We start from the raw sequence: 16893 nt of genomic DNA, 5'->3' as shown, positions 1-16893 counted from the left end.
GAGGATCGGCGCTTTTCGGCGCATCCCCTTAATTACTCCGACGCTATTGGCGAGGGGCTATGGAAACCATTTCTCAGCCGGCCTTCGCGCTGCCCGGCCACGACACATTCGACCGCGATTCCTTCGCCACCCTGCTCGGCCGGTGGGCCCGGGTCCTGGGCGACGAGGTCGCCGTGACCTTCCTGGACCACCGCACGAGCGTCGACGGCCGCGCGGTGAGCCTCACCTGGCGCGAGCTCGACGACCGGGTCAGCGCCGTCGCCGCGCACCTGCGCACCCTCGCCGCACCGGGGGAGCGGGCCGCGGTCCTGGCCGCGCAGTCCGCCGACTACGTCGTCGCCTTCCTCGGCGCCATCCGGGCCGGGCTGGTCGCCGTCCCGCTGTTCGCGCCGAACCTGCCCGGCCACGCGGGCCGTCTCGCCGCGACGCTCACCGACTGCGCGCCGCAGGTCGTGCTCACCACCGCCGACCTGACCGGCGAGGTCACCGGCTTCCTCGGGACCCTCGACGTCGACGCGGCCGTCGTGGCCGTGGACACCCTGCCGCCGGTCACCGGCGAGCACGAGTGGCACCGCCCGGCCCCGGACGAACTCGCGTACCTGCAGTACACGTCCGGGTCGACGCGCTCGCCGGCCGGGGTCATGCTGACCCACCACAACGTCCTCACCAACGCCCGGCAGTGCTGCACCGCCTACGGCGCCGAGTCCGGCACGACGTCGACGATCAGCTGGCTGCCGCTCTTCCACGACATGGGCCTGATCCTCGGCATCGGCGCGCCGATGTTCGGCGGCCTGACCGCGGTGCTGATGGACCCGCTCGCCTTCCTCGAGCGGCCCGGCCGCTGGCTGCGGGCCCTCTCGGCCAGCCCCGGCGCGATCAGCGCGGCCCCCAACTTCGCCTACGCCTACAGCGCTTCCCGCGTGACCGACGACGAGAAGAGCTACCTCGAGCTGAGCCGGGTCGTCTCGCTGATCAACGGCAGCGAGCCCGTCCTGCCCGCCACCATCGCGAAGTTCCAGGCCGCGTTCGGCGAGTGCGGGCTGCGGCCGGAGGTCCAGCGGGCGTCCTACGGGCTGGCCGAGGCGACGGTGCTCGTCTCGGTGACCGACGCGGGCGCGCCGTCGCGCCAGGTCACGTTCGACCGCGACCGGCTGGCCGAGGGGTTCGCGGTGCCGGCCGCCACCGGCACGACGCTCGTCGCCTGTGGCCGGCCGGTGGACCAGCGGATCCGGATCGCCGACACCAACGGCGAACCGGTCGCGGACGGCGAAGTCGGCGAGATCCGGGTGAGCGGGCCGAACGTCGGCCAGGGCTACTGGCGGCGTCCCGGCGCGTCCGCGGCGACGTTCGGCGACGGCTGGCTGGCCACCGGCGACCTGGGTGTGTGGTTCGAAGGTGAGTTGTACATGACCGGCCGCTTGAAGGACCTCGTGATCGTCGACGGCCGCAACCACTACCCCCAGGACATCGAACAGACGATCGAAGCCCACGCCGCCGTCCGGCTGCACTCCGCCGCGGCCTTCGCGATCCCGCACGACGAGGGCGAAGTCGCCGTCGTCGTGCTGGAACGGGCCAAGAACTCCGACGCTGAGGTCGCCGTCGGGGAGCTGCGCGCGGCGGTGTCGGCCGAACACGGCCTGCGGCTGCACGACATCGTCGTCCTGTCACCCGGCGAGGTGCCGCGCACCTCCAGCGGCAAGATCAGCCGGGCGCTGTGCCGGACGTCCTACCTGGACGGCCGGTGGCCGCGATGACTCCGGACGCCATCCGGGCGTGGCTCGTCGAGCAGGTCGCCGCGATCACCGGGCTCCCGGCCGCCGAGGTCGCCGTCGACCGCCCGCTGCAGGAAGCCGGACTGTCCTCACGGGACGCGATGAGCCTGACCGGCGACTTGGGCCGGCTCCTCGGCCGGCCCCTCGACGCCACGCTGGTGTGGCAGCACCCCAGCATCACCGCGCTCGTCACGGCCTTGTCCACAGTAGACGTTGTGCAGGCCGCGCCGGTGCCGATGGCGGCGGGGGAGCCGATCGCGATCGTCGGCGTCGGCTGCCGCCTGCCCGGCGGGGTCGAGTCGCCCGCGCAGTTCTGGCGGTTCCTCGACGCGGGCGCCGACGGGATCGGCGAGGTCCCCGAGGGCCGCTGGGAGTCCTTCGCCCCGGCCGACGCGCTCGCTGGGCTGCCGCGTCATGGCGGCTTTCTGGGCGACGTCGCCGGGTTCGACGCCGCGTTCTTCGGCATCACGCCCCGCGAAGCCGAGGCGATGGACCCGCAGCAGCGCACGCTCCTGGAGGTCACCTGGGCGGCCCTGGAACACGCGGGCATCCCGCCCGGCTCGCTGCGCGGCACCCGGACCGGCGTGTTCGTCGGGCTGTCGGCCAGCGAGTACGGCTACCTCACGATGACCGACGTCCCCGGCATCGACGCCTGGTCCGGCACCGGCGCCGCGGCGAGCATCGCCGCGAACCGGCTGTCGTACCTGCTCGACCTGCGCGGCCCGAGCCTCACCCTCGACACGGCGTGTTCGTCGTCGCTGGTCGCCGTGCACCAGGCGGTGCAGAGTCTGCGCCGCGGCGAAAGCGACACGGCGCTGGTCGCGGGCGTGAACCTGCTGCTGTCGCCGGGCATCACGGCGAACTTCCACCGCGCCGGGGTGCTCGCGCCCGACGGGTCCTGCAAGCCGTTCGACGCCGGGGCCGACGGGATCGCCCGCGGTGAAGGGTGCGGCGTCGTCGTGCTCAAGCCGCTGAAGGCCGCCCGCGCCGCCGGCGACCGCGTGCTGGCCGTGATCCGCGGCAGTGCCGTCAACTCCGACGGCCGTTCCAACGGCATGATGGCGCCCAACCCGGACGCCCAGGCGGCGCTGCTGCGGGACGCCTACGCCGTCGCCGGCGTCGATCCGTCCTCCGTGGACTACGTCGAGGCGCACGGCACCGGCACGCTGCTCGGCGACCCGATCGAAGCCGGCGCGCTGGGCGCGATCCTCGGCGCCGGGCGCGAACCCGGCCGCCCGCTGCTCGTCGGCTCGGTCAAGAGCAACCTCGGCCACCTCGAAGGCGCGGCCGGCATCGCCGGGCTGATCAAGGTGGTCCTGGCCCTGGTGCACCGGCGGCTGCCGCCCAGCCTGCACTACCGCACGCCCAACCCGCACATCGACTTCGACGGCCTCGGCCTGCGGGTTGCCGCGGCCGGCACGGACTGGCCGCGTTACCCGGGCACCGCCCGCGCCGGCGTCTCGGCCTTCGGCTTCGGCGGGACCAACGCCCACGTGGTGCTGGAGGAGTGGCCCGCGGCGTCCTTCCCGGCCCGCGCAGGCAAAGACGACGGCCCGCGGATCTTCGCGCTCTCGGCGCGGTCGGCCGACGTCCTGCACACCCGCGCGAGCGAGCTGGCCGACTGGCTGGACTCGCCCGCCGGACGCGCCGTCCCGCTGAGCGCCGTCGCCTCGACGCTGGCGACGAGGCGGGAGCACCTGCCCGTCCGCGCGGCCGTCGTCGCCGAAGAACGCGGCGCTCTCGTCGACGCGTTGCGCAACATCACGCCCGGTGAAGCCCGGGGACGCGCGGACGTCGTGTTCGTCTTCTCCGGCTACGGCTCGCAGTGGCCCGAGATGGGCCGGCAGCTGCTGCGCACCGAACCAGCGTTCCGAGCCGAGATCGACGCCCTGGATCCGGCGTTCCGCGCCGACGCCGGGTTCTCGCTGCGCGAAGTCCTCGCGGGAGAACAGGAACTGCCCGACCTCGGCGCGACGCAGCTGGCGTTGTTCGGCATGCAGACGGCGCTGGCCGGGCTGTGGCGCGCGTACGGGGTCGTCCCCGCCGCCGTGCTGGGGCACTCGATGGGCGAGGTCGCCGCCGCTGTCGTCGCGGGGGCGCTCGACGTCACCGACGGGCTGCGCGTGATGGCGACCCGCGCGCGGCTGCTCGCGGAGGTCGACGCCGGGGGCACCGGCGCGATGGCCGTCGTCGAGCTGACGCCGGCCGAAATGGCCGAGCTGGCCGAATTCCCCGACGTCACCGTCGCGGTGTACGCGTCGCCGACCCAGTGCACGATCAGCGGCGACGCCGACCAGGTCGACGCGCTCGTCGCCCACGTCGAGCAACTGGGCCGGCTCGCCCGCCGGCTGCCGGTCCGCGGCGCCGGGCACTCGGCCGCCGTCGACGCCGTGCTCGACCGCTTCCGCGCCGAGCTGGCGTCGCTGAAGCCCGGTCAAGCCGAGATTCCCTGCTACAGCAGCGTTCTCGACGATCCGCGTGAGACACCGGCGTTCGACGTCGAGTACTGGGCGGCGAACCTGCGGCGGCCGGTGCGGTTCACGCAGGCCTTGGCGGCCGCGACCGCCGACGGCCACAGCGTGTTCGTCGAGATCTCGCCGCACCCGGTCGCGCTCGCCGCGATCGAGCAGACCACCGGCGGCGCCGCGATCGGCCTGCCCACCGGCAGCCGCAAGAGCGACGAGCGCGTCGCGTTCCTGACCAGCCTCGCCCGGCTGCACGTCCTCGGCCGGCCCGGGGTCCTGGACCACGGCCCGCGCACGGCGCCGGTCGAGCTGCCCGGCCCGGTCTGGCGGCACGAGCGGTTCTGGCCGCAGCGCCCGGCGCACCGGCCGGACACCGGGGCGCACCCGCTGCTCGGCGTCCACATCGAACAGCCCGGCGGCGACCTGCACCTGTGGCGCGGCGACGTCGGCACGGCGCGGCTGCCGTGGCTCGCCGACCACGCCGCGATGGGCGTCCCGCTGTTCCCGGCGACCGGGTTCCTGGAACTCGCGCTCGGCGCGGGCGACCGGATCGGGGATCTCGAACTGCACCAGGTGCTGCCGCTGGCCGAGCACACCGAGGTGACGACGAGCCTGGCGGGCACGGAGATCAGCGTGCACGCCAAGTCCGCGCACGGCGACTGGGTCCGCTACGCCACCGCGCGAGTGCTCGCGGATTCGCCGCCGCCGACGCCGTTCGGCCCCACGACCGGGGACGCCGTCGACCTCTACCGGGCGCTGGAGGACCTGGGCCAGCACTACGGCCCGGCGTTCCGCGGCCTGCGGCGGGTCGTGGCCGCACCGGGCCGGGCGTCGGCGTCGATCGCGCTGCCGTCGGAGGCCCGGGACCACCCGGCGTACCGGCTGCACCCGGCGCTCGCCGACGCCTGCCTGCACGCACTGGCCGCCGCGACCGGCGAGGCCCTGGGCGAGACCGCCGGGCTGTACCTGCCCCTGACGATCGGCGAGGTCAGCCTCGCCGGTGACCCGCGCCAAGGCGTCCGGGTCGACGCCGTCCTCGACTCGGTCGACGAGTCGGGTGACGGGCTGCTCGGCAGCGTCCAGCTCGTCGACGCCGAAGACGTGGTCCTGGTCCAGTTCCGGGACGTCTACTGCCGGCGGTTCCGGCGTTCGGCGTTGCCGGTGCCGTTGTCGAGCCTGGTCTTCGAGGCCGGCTGGCAGCAGTCCGAGCTGCCACCGGCGCCCGCGGACGACACGCACAGCTGGGTCGTGCTCCTGGACGCGGCGCAGGAGTCCGCGCCGTGGCTGGCCACGCTGCGCGAGAGCGACGCCTCGTTGTGCACGGTCCCGCTGGGTGACCACGAAGGGCTCGCGAAGGTGCTGCGCTCCCGCGAGGTGACCGGCGTGCTGGCGATGGTCGGCTGCGCGGCCGAGCTGGGCACCCCGGATCCGGCGCGGTCCGGGGACCTGGTGCTGACGCTGTCGGGGGTAGTCGCCGAGCTGGCGTCCGTCCCGGAGCCGCCGAGGTTGTGGCTGGTCAGCGCGGGCGCGGCGGCGGTCGAGCCGGGCGAAACCGGCCACCCGGAACTGGCGGCGTTGCGCGGGCTGGTGCGGGTGCTGGCGTTCGAGCACCCGGAGCTGCGGGTGAGCCAGCTGGACTTCGACGCCGAGCCCGACCCCGCGCGCTTGTGGGTGGCCGAGCTGCAGGACGAGATCCGCGCGGACGGCCCGGACGACGAGATCGCCTGGCGAGAGGGCATCCGCCACACCCGCCGCCTGGTGCGCCCGGCTCTCGCCGAACCTTCCCGCGTCCCTGTTGTTCGCGATGGTGCCTACCTCATCACCGGTGGCCTGGGCGGGCTCGGCCTCGTCGCCGCGAAGTGGCTGGCCGGACGCGGCGCCACCCGGCTGATCCTCTCCGGCCGGCGCGGCCCCACCCCCGAGACCGAAGCGTTCCTGCGGGACCTCGGCGTCGACGTCCAGGTCGTCACCGGGGACATCGCCGAACCCGGCACCGCCGAGCGGCTCGTCGCGGCCGCCGGTGACCTGCCCCTGCGCGGCGTCCTGCACGCCGCCGGCGCCCTCGCCGACGGTGCCGCGATCGTCCTCACCCCGGAAGCCGTCGAGACCGTCTGGCGGCCCAAGGCCCTCGGCGCCTGGCGGCTCCACGAAGCGACCGCGGGCCACGACCTCGACTGGTGGCTCGTCTACTCCTCGGCCGCCGCGCTGTTCGGCTCCCCGGGCCAGGCCGCCTACGCCACCGCGAACGCCTGGGCCGACGCGCTCGTCGCCTGGCGGCGCGGCCGTGGACTGCCCGCCGCGACGATCAACTGGGGCGCCTGGGGCGAAGCCGGCGCTGTCACCGGCAGCCAGAACCCGGTGCTGGACCCGCTCGGTACCGCGGAGGCCCTCGACGCGCTCGAAGCCGTGCTCGAACGCGATCGCGAAGCGACCGGCGTCGCCCGCGTCGACACCGAGACCGTGCTGGCGCTCTTCCCACGGCTGGCCGAACGGCCGTTCTTCGCACTGTTCGTCCCGGCCGAAGCACCCGGCACCGCCGGACCGTCCACATGGGACGGGATGGCCGCGCTGCGAGCGGACGAACCGGCACGGGCACGGAAAGCGATGGCCGACCACCTCGCGGCCCTCGTCGCCGGGCTGATGGGCTTCACCGCCGGCGACGTCGACCGGAACGCGCCGCTGACGAGCCTCGGGCTGGACTCGCTGATGGCGATGCGGGCCCGCGGCGCCGTGGAACGCGACTTCGGCCTGCCGCTGCCGGTGCCCCTGCTGCTGCGCGGCGCGAGCCTCGCCGAGATCGCCGGGCACCTCGCCGAACAGGCCGGGTTCGGCGCGGGCGCGCCGGACGAGCCGAGCTACGCCGTGCTCGGGCCACGCGACCCCGCCGAACGCTGGGTCGCCCGGCACTGGCAGGCCGTCCTCGGCGGGCCGGAACCGGGCGTCTACGACGACTTCTTCGCCGTCGGCGGCGACCAGGACGCCGCGGACCGGCTGTGGGCCGCGTTCGCCGAAGACCTCGACGAGGTGCCCGAAGCGGACCTGCTGTTCGCCACGCCCACCATCGCCGCGCTGGCCGACCTGCTGCGCGCCGAGGTCGAAGGCTTCGGCGGCGGCCCGGTGCGGCTGCTGCGCGACGGCGTCGCGGCCGACCCCGTCTTCCTGTTCCACCCGGCCGGCGGCCCGACGAGCGTCTACCAGGAGCTCGTCCGCCTGCTGCCCGAAGGACAACCGGCCTACGGGCTGGAGCGGATCGACGAAGAGGACACCGTCGAGGGCAAGGCGGCGTGTTACGTCGAGCTGATCCGCGAGATCCAGCCGCACGGGCCCTACCGGCTGGGTGGCTGGTCGTTCGGCGGCTGCCTCGCCTACGAGACGGCCAAGCGCCTGACCGACGCGGGGGAGAGCGTCGGCGTCGTCTTCATGATCGACACGATCCTGCCGCTGCCCGCGCCGGACACCCCCGTGCAGGATCTGCTCCTCGCACGCTTCGACCGGTTCGCCGAGCACATCGAACTGACCTACGGCGTACCCCTGGAGATCCCGCGGGCCGAACTCGCGCAGCTCGGCGAGCACGACCAGATCCGGCTCGTGATGAGCCGGCTGGCCGCGCAGGTTCCCGGGATGGGCCAGGGCGTCCTGCACCACCAGTACACGTCCTACCTGGACGCCCGGGTCGCCGAGCGGTACGTCCCCGAGCCGTACACCGGGAAGGTGCTGCTGCTGCGGGCCCAGGACCCGCACCCGCTCACGACCACGCTCGACCCGCGGTACCTGCGCACCGACGACCCCCTCGGCTGGGACGCGCACTGCGCCGACCTGGAGATCGTCCGGGTGCCCGGTGACCACCTCTCGATGATCGACCCGCCGCACGTGGCGGTGATCGCGGCCGCCCTGTCCGCCCGCCTCGCCGGTCAGCACGCAGGAAAGGGATGACGATGACACTCGAAGACCTCTCCTTCACGCCGACGACGTCGTTCCGGATCGCCGACCTGGCCGCCCGCCAGGACGAGGTGGTCCGGATCGCCGAGAAGCGCGCGATCGACCGGCAGCACGCCAAAGGCAAGCTCACCGCCCGCGAGCGGATCGACCTGCTGGTCGACCCGGGCTCGTTCGTCGAGCTCGACCAGTTCGCCCGGCACCGCTGCACCGAGTTCGGGATGGACGCCAACCGCCCCTACGGCGACGGCGTCGTGACCGGCCACGCCACAGTGGACGGTCGGCAGATCTGCCTGTTCTCCCAGGACTTCAGCGTCTTCGGCGGCAGCATGGGCGAGGTCTTCGGCGAGAAGGTCCTCAAGGTGATGGACCTGGCCATGACGCTCGGCTGCCCGGTCGTCGGCATCAACGACTCCGGCGGCGCCCGGATCCAGGAAGGCGTCGTCTCACTGGCCTACTACGCGGAACTGGGGCGCCGCAACGCCCACGCGTCCGGCGTGATCCCGCAGATCTCGATGATCATGGGCCCGTGCGCCGGCGGCGCGGTCTACTCGCCCGCGATCACCGACTTCACCGTGATGGTCGACGAGACGTCGCACATGTTCGTCACCGGCCCGGACGTCGTGCACGCCGTGACCGGCGAGCGGGTGACCGCGCAGCAGCTCGGCGGCGCCGCCACCAACAGCGAGGTCGCCGGCAACGCCCACCACCGGGCGCTCGACGAGGAAGACGCGATCGAGTGGGTGCAGACCCTGCTCGGTTACCTGCCCTCGAACAACCTCGACCTCGCCCCGGAGTACGCCGACGACACCGCCCCCGAGCTGACGGCGGCGGACCTGGAGCTCGACCGGCTGGTGCCGGATTCGCTCAACCAGGCCTACGACATGACCGAGGTGCTCGCGCGGCTCGTCGACGACGGCGAGTTCACCGAGATCCACAGCGCCTTCGCACCCAACATGATCTGCGCGTTCGCCCGGATCGAGGGCCGCTCGGTCGGCGTCGTGGCCAACCAGCCGCGGCACCAGGCCGGCGTGATCGACATCGACGCGTCCGAGAAGGCCGCGCGCTTCGTCCGGTTCTGCGACGCGTTCGGCATCCCGCTGCTCACCCTCGCCGACGTCCCCGGCTACCTGCCCGGTGTGGACCAGGAACGCGGCGGCATCATCCGCCGCGGCGCCAAGCTGATCTACGCCTACGCCGAGGCGACCGTGCCGAAGGTGACCGTGGTGACGCGCAAGGCCTACGGCGGCGGGTACGCCGTGATGGGCTCCAAGCACCTCGGCGCCGACGTCAACCTGGCCTGGCCGACCGCGGAGATCGCGGTGATGGGCGCCGAGGGCGCGGTGCAGGTGCTGCACCGGCGTGAGCTCGCCGGGCTGTCCCCGGACGAGGTCGCCGTCACCCGGCGCCGCCTCACCGAGGAGTACCGCGAGCGCCACGCGAGCCCGTACCTGGCCGCCGAGCGCGGCTACGTCGACCAGGTGGTCGCCCCGTCGCAGACCCGCCTCCAGGTGGCCCGCGCGCTGCGCACCCTGCGGACCAAGCGGCAGACCCTGCCGGCCAAGAAGCACGGGAACATCCCGCTGTGAGAACGGAGAACAGATGAAGCTCGAGCGGGCCGGGCGCCGACGTCGTCGCCGGGCCGGACTGGCAGTGCTCTTCGCGGCGGTGCTCCTCGGCACGGGAACCAGTCCCGTGGCGGCGGTGACCCCGGTGACCGCCGACGACGGCGCGAAGGTGACGCAGGAGACGTGGCTGGACGCGCGCACCGTCGACCTCAAGATCAGCTCGCCCGCCCTCGGCACCACCGGGATGGTCCGGCTGATCGTGCCGGCCGGCTGGCAGGCGCAGCCGACGCGGACCTGGCCGACGCTGTACCTGCTGCACGGCTGCTGCGAGCCGGTGGACTACAAGTCCTGGGACCAGTTCACCGACGTCAAGGCGTTCACCGCGACCAAGGACGCCATCCTGGTCATGCCGACCGACGGCGCGGCCGGGATGTACAGCAAGTGGTGGAACTTCGGGCTGAAGAACACCCCCGACTGGGACACCTTCCACACCGCCGAGGTCCGCCAGATCGTCGAGCGCGGCTACCACGGCGGCACGCGCCGCGCGGTCGCCGGCGTGTCGATCGGCGGGTACGGCGCGCTCGCGTACGCCTTCCAGCACAAGGGGATGTTCGGCGCGGCCGCCTCCTACAGCGGGGTGCCCAACACGCTCTTCCCGGGCACCGCAGGCGTCATCAAGGGCATCCTGGCGCGCGCGGGGTTCTACAACTTCTTCGACCTCTGGGGCGACGAGGTGGCGACCTGGCCGATCTGGTCGGCGCACAACCCCTACGACCACACCGACGCCCTGCGCGGCACCGCGCTCTACCTCTCCTGCGGCAACGGCCAGACCGGCCCGCTCGACCCGCCGGGGCAGTCCGATCCGCTGGAACCGTCGGCCTTGCTGACGTCCCAGAGTTTCACGGACAAGCTGAAGTCGCAGGGGATCCCGGCGACGGTCGACTACTACGGCCCCGGCACCCACAGCTGGCCGTACTGGCAGCGCGCCCTGCACAACTCCTGGCCGATCCTCGCGAACGCGCTCGGCCTGCCCGTGTGAAAGTCCTTTCCCCGATGGAGGTTCCGGTGAAACGCAAAGTACTGCTCGCGCTGCTGAGCTTGTCGACGCTGGCGGCGGGAGTGGCCGTCGTCGGCTCTCCGGCGGCCGCCGCGCCCGTACCCGCGGCCACGGCGGCCGTGGGCCTGCCCGGCCCGTTCGACGACTCCTTCTACAAGGCCCCGGCCCCGCTGCCGGCCGGGCAGCCCGGTGACGTCCTGCGCTGGCGCCCGTCGGTGCCGCTGATGAACGCCGCCAACGCCGACGCCTGGGAGGTCATGTACCTCTCGACCAACGGGCTGGGCAAGCCGGACGCGGTGACCGGCACGATCCTCGTCCCGAAGGGCGTCGACCCGGCGAAGGCGCCGATCATCGGCTACGGCGTCGGCACGCAGGGCCCGGCGTTCAAGTGCACGCCGTCCAAGGCGATCGAGCGCGGCACGCTCTACGACCAGCCGGCCATCAACGACTCGCTCTCCAGCGGGTACGCCGTCGCCGTCACCGACTACGAGGGCTATTCGCCGACGACCGTGCCGACCTACATCACCGGCCAGTCGATGGGCCCGGCCGTGATCGACTCGGTCCGCGCGGCGCAGCGGTTCTCCCCGGCCAAGCTCTCGAAGACCGCCAAGGTGATCTTCCAGGGCTACTCCCAAGGCGGCGGCGGAGCCATGTGGGCGGGGGAGAAGCAGCCCACCTACGCACCGGAGCTGAACCTGGTCGGCGTCGCGGCGGGCGGGGTCCCGGCGGACCTGACCGCGGTCGCCAAGGGCCTCGACGGCTACATCGGCTTCGGCTTCCTCGCCTTCGCCGCGGTCGGGCTCGACGCCGCGTACCCGGACCTGAAGCTGGACTCCTACCTCAACGCCACCGGCCGCCAGCAGCTCGACGACGCCAAGCAGAACGCCTGCGTGGTCGAGCTGCTGACGAACTACCCGTTCAAGAAGATCAGCGACTACACGACGTCCAACCCGCTGGACACCCCGCAGTGGAAGGCGCGGCTCGCGCAGAACAAGCTCGGCGCGAACCCGCCGCGCGTGCCGGTGTTCCAGTACCACGCGAGCACCGACGAGATCGTGAACACGCCGCAGGCCGACGCGCTGCACAAGACCTACTGCGCCGCCGGGGTTCGTGAGCAGTGGAACACCTACGTCTCCGACCACCTGTCCGGCATCTTCGCCGGCAACGGGGACGCGCACCAGTGGATCGTCAAGCGGTTCGCCGGTGACCAGGCGCCGTCCAACTGCTGATCGGCGAGGCGCGTGAACGATGAGGAGCAGGAGTGCCTGGCCGCGCGGCTGCGCGCGTGCCGGGAACGCCTCGGGCTGACCCAGCGCGCGGTCGCCGACCGGCTCGGCGTGCCGCGGTCGGCGGTGTCCGGGATCGAAGCGGGCACGCGCAAGGTCGACAGCCTGGAGCTCAAGGCCCTCGCCGGGCTCTACCAGCGGCCGGTCGGCTTCTTCCTGGAAGAGGCGGCCGGCCACCCGTCCGAGCCGGCGCGGCTGCTGCGGCTCTACCAGTGCCTCGCCGCGGCCGACCGCACCCGGCTCGTCGAGTACGCCGAACTGCTCGAAATCGCGCGTACGGCCCGGCGTGCTCCGGCCGGCACCCCCTTCACCGGCCGCTGACGCCCAGCCCGGGTGGGGCCCCGAGCGCCCCAATGTGGCGTTGGGTGCGCTGGACGCACCGAACGCCACATTGGGTGCGTTGGACGCACCGAACGCCACATTGGGGCGCATCGCCACCTGCCCACCGCAGTTTGTCCATCCGCAATTGTCCACAAAGGAGTGGTTCCCATGTCCCACGGCATCCGTCCCCTCGGCGTGCTGGCGGTGGCCGGCGCGGCCGCGGTGGCCCTCGCGGCCCCGGCGTCCGCGGCGGTCGTCCCGGTCAACCTGGACTGCCAGGCCAACGCGCCGATCGTCGGCCCGCAGCAGGCGAACCTGGTCCAGGGTACCGACGTCACGGCCCCGGCCACGGTCGCGCCGGGCGCGGCGTTCGACATCGTCGTCGACCCGGCGCCGAACACCGTGCCGGCCACGGTCGCGGGCTTCAAGCTCAAGCAGGTCAAGAACTTCGCGCTGAAGCTGCCGGTCCCGGCGAACTCGACGTACGTGAGCTCGGCCCTCTCGGGCGGCTCCGGCCTGGGCTCGAGCGCCCCGACGATCGCGGTCTCCGGCGGCGTGGCGACGCTGAGCTTCGCCGGCCCGATCGCCGGCGGCGCGGCGTTCGAGCTGCCGACCATCACGTTCCACCTGAAGGCCGGCGCCTCGGGCACGATCAAGACCCAGCTGGCCGGCACGAGCTACAGCAACCCGGGCCTCACGTTCACGTCGGTGGTCAACCAGATCTTCGACATCTCCGCCCCGACGGCCTGCTTCCCCAACCCGAGCCCCATCTTCACCACGACGACGATCGCCTGACCCAGGTACGGGGCCGTGGCGGCCGGGTGCCAAACCCCGGCCGCCACGGCCCGTTCACCCCTGGGCGACGTCGACGGGCCGGGTGCCGCGCAGGCGGTGGGCGTGCAGGGCGAGCTGCATGTCCAGCCGCTGCGCCGGGTCGTTCAGGCGGTCGCCGAACAGTTCCGTCAGCTGGTTCAGCCGGTACCGCACCGTCTGCGGGTGGATCTTCAGCACCTCCGCGATCTCCGGTGTGCTGCCCCGCGACTCCAGCCACGCCATCAGCGTCTCGCCGAGGCGCTCCTGCTGCTTCGCGGTCAGGCCGACCAGCGGGCCGAGGACCTTGCGGCTCAGCTCCGTGAGCAGAAAGTCGTCGTGCATCAGCCAGACCGTGCTCAAGTGGTCCGTGCTGTGCACGACCGGGTTCGGCTCGATCACCCGTTGCCGCATCAGCTGGAGCGTCCGGCACGCCCAGCTCAACGACGTCGCCGCGTCGGCCAGCGGGACGCGCGGCCCGACCGCCAGGAGCCAGCCCTTCAACGCGGGCTGGAGCAGCCGCAGGTCGCGCTCCAGGTTGGCCGACACCAGGCACGGCTGGGTGCTCTCCAGGTCGACCAGGACGTCCGCGTGCAGCGGCAGGCCCTGCAGGTCACCGTGCTGGTCGTCGGGGGATTCCAGCGCCACGGCGTTGACGTGCTCCGGGAGCTTCCACTCGGCCGCCTTCGCCGTGGCGGCGATGTTCTGCGGGGACGACGGCGGCGTGGCCAGGATCAGTTCCAGCAGCCGCCGCCGGCGCCGCTCGAGCGTGCCCGCGGCCTTCGTCTGGGCCACCGTGTACCCCTCGACCGAGTACGACGAGATCTCCTCGATCACGGCGAAGATCGCTTCGGCGCAGACGCACAGCATCGGCGTGGGCATGCCGGTGCGCTGGCCCCACGCCGCGATGTAGCGCCACGCGGCCTGGCCGCCGACGCGGTAGGAGGCCTGCAGCGAGTCCAGGCTGCCGCCGCCCTTGTGGACGCCGCGGCCCACCTCGCGGAACATCGCCCCCCACTTGTCCTGAGTGGACGGCCGGCCGCCGATGCTGTCGATCGAGCCGATGACGGCTTCCTCGATGGCCTTGATGATGACCGAGCCGAAGCCGCCTTCCAGGGGCTTGGCGTACTCGGGCACCTCGCGCTGGATCGCTTCGAGGATCTTCTTGCCCAGGTTGTCCGCGTGCGGCCGGAACCGCCGCGCGACCTCGCCGGGCAGGGACACCCACAGCGTCCGGGCCTGGCTGCCCGTCTCCGGCGCCGGGCGTCCGCGCTCCGCCGGCTCGTTCATGTCGAAGCTCCTTCGCTCCACTGCCCCGTTTGCCATGCACTCACGCGCCGGACGAGGACGCAAAACGGCCCGGACCGGCTGAGCCGGGGTGATGAATCCGGGGGACGCGGTTGTGCGCGGCTGCTAAAGACGCGACGATCGGGGCATGGGTGCTCAGCGGTTCCGCGCCGTCATCACCGCGGGCAGCCGGGGTGCCGGCGTCATCGAGGTGCCGTTCGACCCGGACGAGACGTGGGGCGCGAAGGCCGACCACCCGGTCGGTGGCACGATCGGCGACCGCCGCGTCCGCGGGAGGCTGGCTCCCGGCGACACCGGGTGGGCACTGACCGTGACGCCGTTGTGGCTGCGCGACACCGCCGTCGCGATCGGCGACGAGGTGACCGTCGAACTCGCGCCGGAGGGGCCGCAACGCGGTGACCTCGCCGAAGACCTCGCCGCGGCGCTGGCGGCCGACCCGGCGGCGGCCGCGTTCTTCGACACGCTGGCACAGTTCTACCGCAAGGCGTACCTGCGCTGGATCGACGGGACCAAGGGCAAGCCGGACGTCCGCGCGACCCGGATCGCCGAGGTGGTCGGCCTGCTCGCCGACGGCGTCAAGGAACGCCCGCGGCCGTAGAGTCGCCGCATGCGACGAAGGACCGGACTGGCGATGGCCGCAGCCGCGGTGCTGGCCTGGGGCGAGTGGCTGAACTGGCGCTGGTCTCGCGCGCTCGTCGGAAGCGGTGCGGGCGCGTCCGAAGCCGTGGTCGTGCTGGGCTACCGGAACCCGCGGCCGACGGCGAACGTCGTCAACCGCTGGCGGGTGCGCGCGGGACTCCGGTCCGCGGCCGCTGACACCCGCGTGATCTTCAGCGGTGGTCCCACTGGCAGCGGAGCGGCGGAGGCCCGGTTGATGGCCGGCTACGCGAAGGCGGTGCTCGAGTTCGACGGCACCGTGCTTCTCGAAGACCGGAGCGCGACGACCTGGGAGAACATCACGAACGTGATCCCGCTCATCGAGGACGTCGACCGCATCAAGATCGTCTCCCAGCCGGCTCACGCGCTCAAGGGCCGGGCGTACCTGCGGCGGCAGCGCCCTGATCTCGCCGAGCGGCTCGTGCGGGCGGACGACTACCGCCTCGGCGAGTGGCTGCTCGGCAAACCCCTGCTGGCGCTGTACGGGCTGTGGACGCTCCGCAGGCTCACGGCCGACGAACGGAAGGTCGCGCCCGGGCCGGAAATCCGGCCCGGGCCCGCTGGGTGATCACCGGCAGAACGCGGTGTCCACAGTGGCCACGACGGCCTTCGCCGCCTGGTCGGCGTCGCCGAAGGTGCCCGGCAACGCCGTCACCGCGAGCCCGACCGAGCGGCCGTCGTCCGTGGTGCCGCCCCGGGTTTCGTACCCGTCGATGTCGCCGCCGTGGCCCCAGTACGCGCCGCCGCAGCTGAGCGGGACGCGGAACAGGCCGAGGCCGTAGCGCCACCCGGGCAGCAGCGGCGCGTCGACCGTCTTGCGCATCTCGGCCAGCTGCGCGGGCGGGAGCAGCCGGCCGTCGAGCAGCGCGCGCGAGACCTGCGCGAGGTCGCTCGGCGTCGAGATCAGCTGGCCGGCCGCGCCGCCCCAGGACGGGTCCATCTCGGTGGCGTCGAGGATCGTGGGATCGGTGAAGGTGCGGGTCGCGTAACCCTGCGGGTGGGGTCCGTGGATGGTCTGGTCCCCGGGCTGCGGCCAGTAGGTGTGGCGCAGTCCCGCCTTCTTGATGACGCGTTCGGTGATCTGCTCCTGCACCGGGCGTTCGGTCACGCGCTCGATGAGCATGCCCGCCAGGAGGTAGTTGGTGTTGCTGTACTCCCACTGCGTGCCGGGCGCGAACTTCGCCGGGTGGGCGAGGGCCGCGGCGAGCAGGTCGTGGGGCTGGAAGAACTTGTGCTGGATCTTCCCGAAGTCCTCCAGTCCGATGTACTCGGTGTAGTTCGGCAGCCCGCTGGTGTGCTGCAGCAGCTGCCGGACGGTGATCTTCGTGTCGTCGATGCCTTCGCCGCGCACCACGCCGGGCAGGTACTTCTCGATGGGCGCGTCCAGCTCGACCTGGCCCTCGGCCACGAGCTGCAGGACCACGGTCGCGGTGAACGTCTTCGTGTTGCTGCCCGCCCGGACCTCGCCGTCCCGCGGCACCGGGACCTGGCCGCCGAGCCGGGCGGACCCGGAGACCAGCGACGTCGTCCGGCCGTCCTTGGTCACGGAGGCGAGCGCGGCCGGGAACTTCTCCTGGCTCACCAGCGAGTCCAGGCTCTGCTGGACCGCCGACCTCGATGGCGGGCCCGCCGCGGCCGCCGTCGTCAGGGCGGCCCCGAGTGCCCCCGCCACGGTCAGCACCACTACGCCCTTGCGCACCGTCGTCTGCATCA

Annotated in this window: 11 protein-coding genes; 9 read left to right on the top strand and 2 right to left on the bottom strand. The window is 73.0% G+C overall.

Features of this window, described 5'->3' with window-relative positions; genetic code table 11:
• The first annotated feature begins 59 nt into the window (after positions 1-59).
• The 7 genes from ACLJQZ_RS42190 to ACLJQZ_RS42160 all read left to right on the top strand — a co-directional run bounded on the left by ACLJQZ_RS42190 (position 60) and on the right by ACLJQZ_RS42160 (position 13200).
• Positions 60-1754 (top strand): fatty acyl-AMP ligase, encoded by a 1695-nt coding sequence (locus ACLJQZ_RS42190; protein ID WP_410626637.1) that lies wholly within the window; start codon positions 60-62, stop codon positions 1752-1754.
• Positions 1751-8170 carry a beta-ketoacyl synthase N-terminal-like domain-containing protein gene (locus ACLJQZ_RS42185; protein ID WP_410626636.1) on the top strand — a complete coding sequence of 2140 codons (6420 nt, stop codon included), beginning with the start codon at positions 1751-1753 and terminating at the stop codon, positions 8168-8170. The genes ACLJQZ_RS42190 and ACLJQZ_RS42185 overlap by 4 nt, the downstream gene beginning before the upstream one ends.
• Positions 8167-9762: an acyl-CoA carboxylase subunit beta gene (locus tag ACLJQZ_RS42180; RefSeq protein ID WP_410626634.1), complete on the top strand. Its 1596-nt coding sequence runs from the start codon at positions 8167-8169 to the stop codon at positions 9760-9762. Before ACLJQZ_RS42185 ends, ACLJQZ_RS42180 begins: the two co-directional genes overlap by 4 nt.
• A 13-nt stretch (positions 9763-9775) precedes the next feature.
• A complete protein-coding gene (locus tag ACLJQZ_RS42175; RefSeq protein WP_410626632.1) occupies positions 9776-10780 on the top strand; it encodes an alpha/beta hydrolase in 1005 nt (334 codons plus the stop codon).
• A 14-nt stretch (positions 10781-10794) separates the two neighbouring features.
• Positions 10795-12027 carry a lipase family protein gene (locus tag ACLJQZ_RS42170; protein WP_410626631.1) on the top strand — a complete coding sequence of 411 codons (1233 nt, stop codon included), beginning with the start codon at positions 10795-10797 and terminating at the stop codon, positions 12025-12027.
• A 12-nt stretch (positions 12028-12039) separates the two neighbouring features.
• On the top strand, positions 12040-12405 hold the full coding sequence (locus tag ACLJQZ_RS42165; protein ID WP_410626629.1) for a helix-turn-helix domain-containing protein: 366 nt from the start codon (positions 12040-12042) through the stop codon (positions 12403-12405).
• 168 nt (positions 12406-12573) lie between these two features.
• Positions 12574-13200 carry a cyclase gene (locus tag ACLJQZ_RS42160; protein WP_410626628.1) on the top strand — a complete coding sequence of 209 codons (627 nt, stop codon included), beginning with the start codon at positions 12574-12576 and terminating at the stop codon, positions 13198-13200.
• Between the two features lie 54 nt (positions 13201-13254).
• Here the strand turns inward: ACLJQZ_RS42160 and ACLJQZ_RS42155 are convergent, their stop codons facing one another.
• On the bottom strand, positions 13255-14505 hold the full coding sequence (locus tag ACLJQZ_RS42155) for a helix-turn-helix domain-containing protein (RefSeq protein ID WP_410626626.1): 1251 nt from the start codon (positions 14503-14505) through the stop codon (positions 13255-13257).
• Positions 14506-14650: 145 nt separating this feature from the next.
• Here ACLJQZ_RS42155 and ACLJQZ_RS42150 point away from each other — a divergent pair, with 145 nt between their 5' ends.
• Positions 14651-15121: a YdeI/OmpD-associated family protein gene (locus ACLJQZ_RS42150; RefSeq protein ID WP_410626624.1), complete on the top strand. Its 471-nt coding sequence runs from the start codon at positions 14651-14653 to the stop codon at positions 15119-15121.
• 9 nt (positions 15122-15130) lie between these two features.
• Positions 15131-15748 carry a YdcF family protein gene (locus ACLJQZ_RS42145; RefSeq protein ID WP_410626622.1) on the top strand — a complete coding sequence of 206 codons (618 nt, stop codon included), beginning with the start codon at positions 15131-15133 and terminating at the stop codon, positions 15746-15748.
• On the opposite strand, the gene ACLJQZ_RS42140 is transcribed toward ACLJQZ_RS42145, so the two are convergent.
• Entirely contained in the window at positions 15749-16891 is a 1143-nt protein-coding gene (locus ACLJQZ_RS42140; RefSeq protein ID WP_410626620.1) for a serine hydrolase domain-containing protein, read from the bottom strand.
• Positions 16892-16893 lie beyond the last annotated feature (2 nt).

The organism is Amycolatopsis sp. cmx-8-4 (assembly GCF_046548675.1).
Lineage (GTDB): Bacteria > Actinomycetota > Actinomycetes > Mycobacteriales > Pseudonocardiaceae > Amycolatopsis.
This window is presented reverse-complemented; position numbering and strand designations above follow the sequence as displayed.

What these genes read in the sequence shown, in the direction of transcription:
- ACLJQZ_RS42150 (WP_410626624.1), top strand. Translation starts at nt 14,651, where the DNA reads ATGGGTGCTCAGCGGTTCCGCGCCGTCATCACCGCGGGCAGCCGGGGT.
- ACLJQZ_RS42145 (WP_410626622.1), top strand. Translation starts at nt 15,131, where the DNA reads ATGCGACGAAGGACCGGACTGGCGATGGCCGCAGCCGCGGTGCTGGCC.
- ACLJQZ_RS42155 (WP_410626626.1), bottom strand. Translation starts at nt 14,505, where the DNA reads ATGAACGAGCCGGCGGAGCGCGGACGCCCGGCGCCGGAGACGGGCAGC.
- ACLJQZ_RS42190 (WP_410626637.1), top strand. Translation starts at nt 60, where the DNA reads ATGGAAACCATTTCTCAGCCGGCCTTCGCGCTGCCCGGCCACGACACA.
- ACLJQZ_RS42140 (WP_410626620.1), bottom strand. Translation starts at nt 16,891, where the DNA reads ATGCAGACGACGGTGCGCAAGGGCGTAGTGGTGCTGACCGTGGCGGGG.
- ACLJQZ_RS42180 (WP_410626634.1), top strand. Translation starts at nt 8,167, where the DNA reads ATGACGATGACACTCGAAGACCTCTCCTTCACGCCGACGACGTCGTTC.
- ACLJQZ_RS42160 (WP_410626628.1), top strand. Translation starts at nt 12,574, where the DNA reads ATGTCCCACGGCATCCGTCCCCTCGGCGTGCTGGCGGTGGCCGGCGCG.
- ACLJQZ_RS42175 (WP_410626632.1), top strand. Translation starts at nt 9,776, where the DNA reads ATGAAGCTCGAGCGGGCCGGGCGCCGACGTCGTCGCCGGGCCGGACTG.
- ACLJQZ_RS42170 (WP_410626631.1), top strand. Translation starts at nt 10,795, where the DNA reads ATGGAGGTTCCGGTGAAACGCAAAGTACTGCTCGCGCTGCTGAGCTTG.
- ACLJQZ_RS42185 (WP_410626636.1), top strand. Translation starts at nt 1,751, where the DNA reads ATGACTCCGGACGCCATCCGGGCGTGGCTCGTCGAGCAGGTCGCCGCG.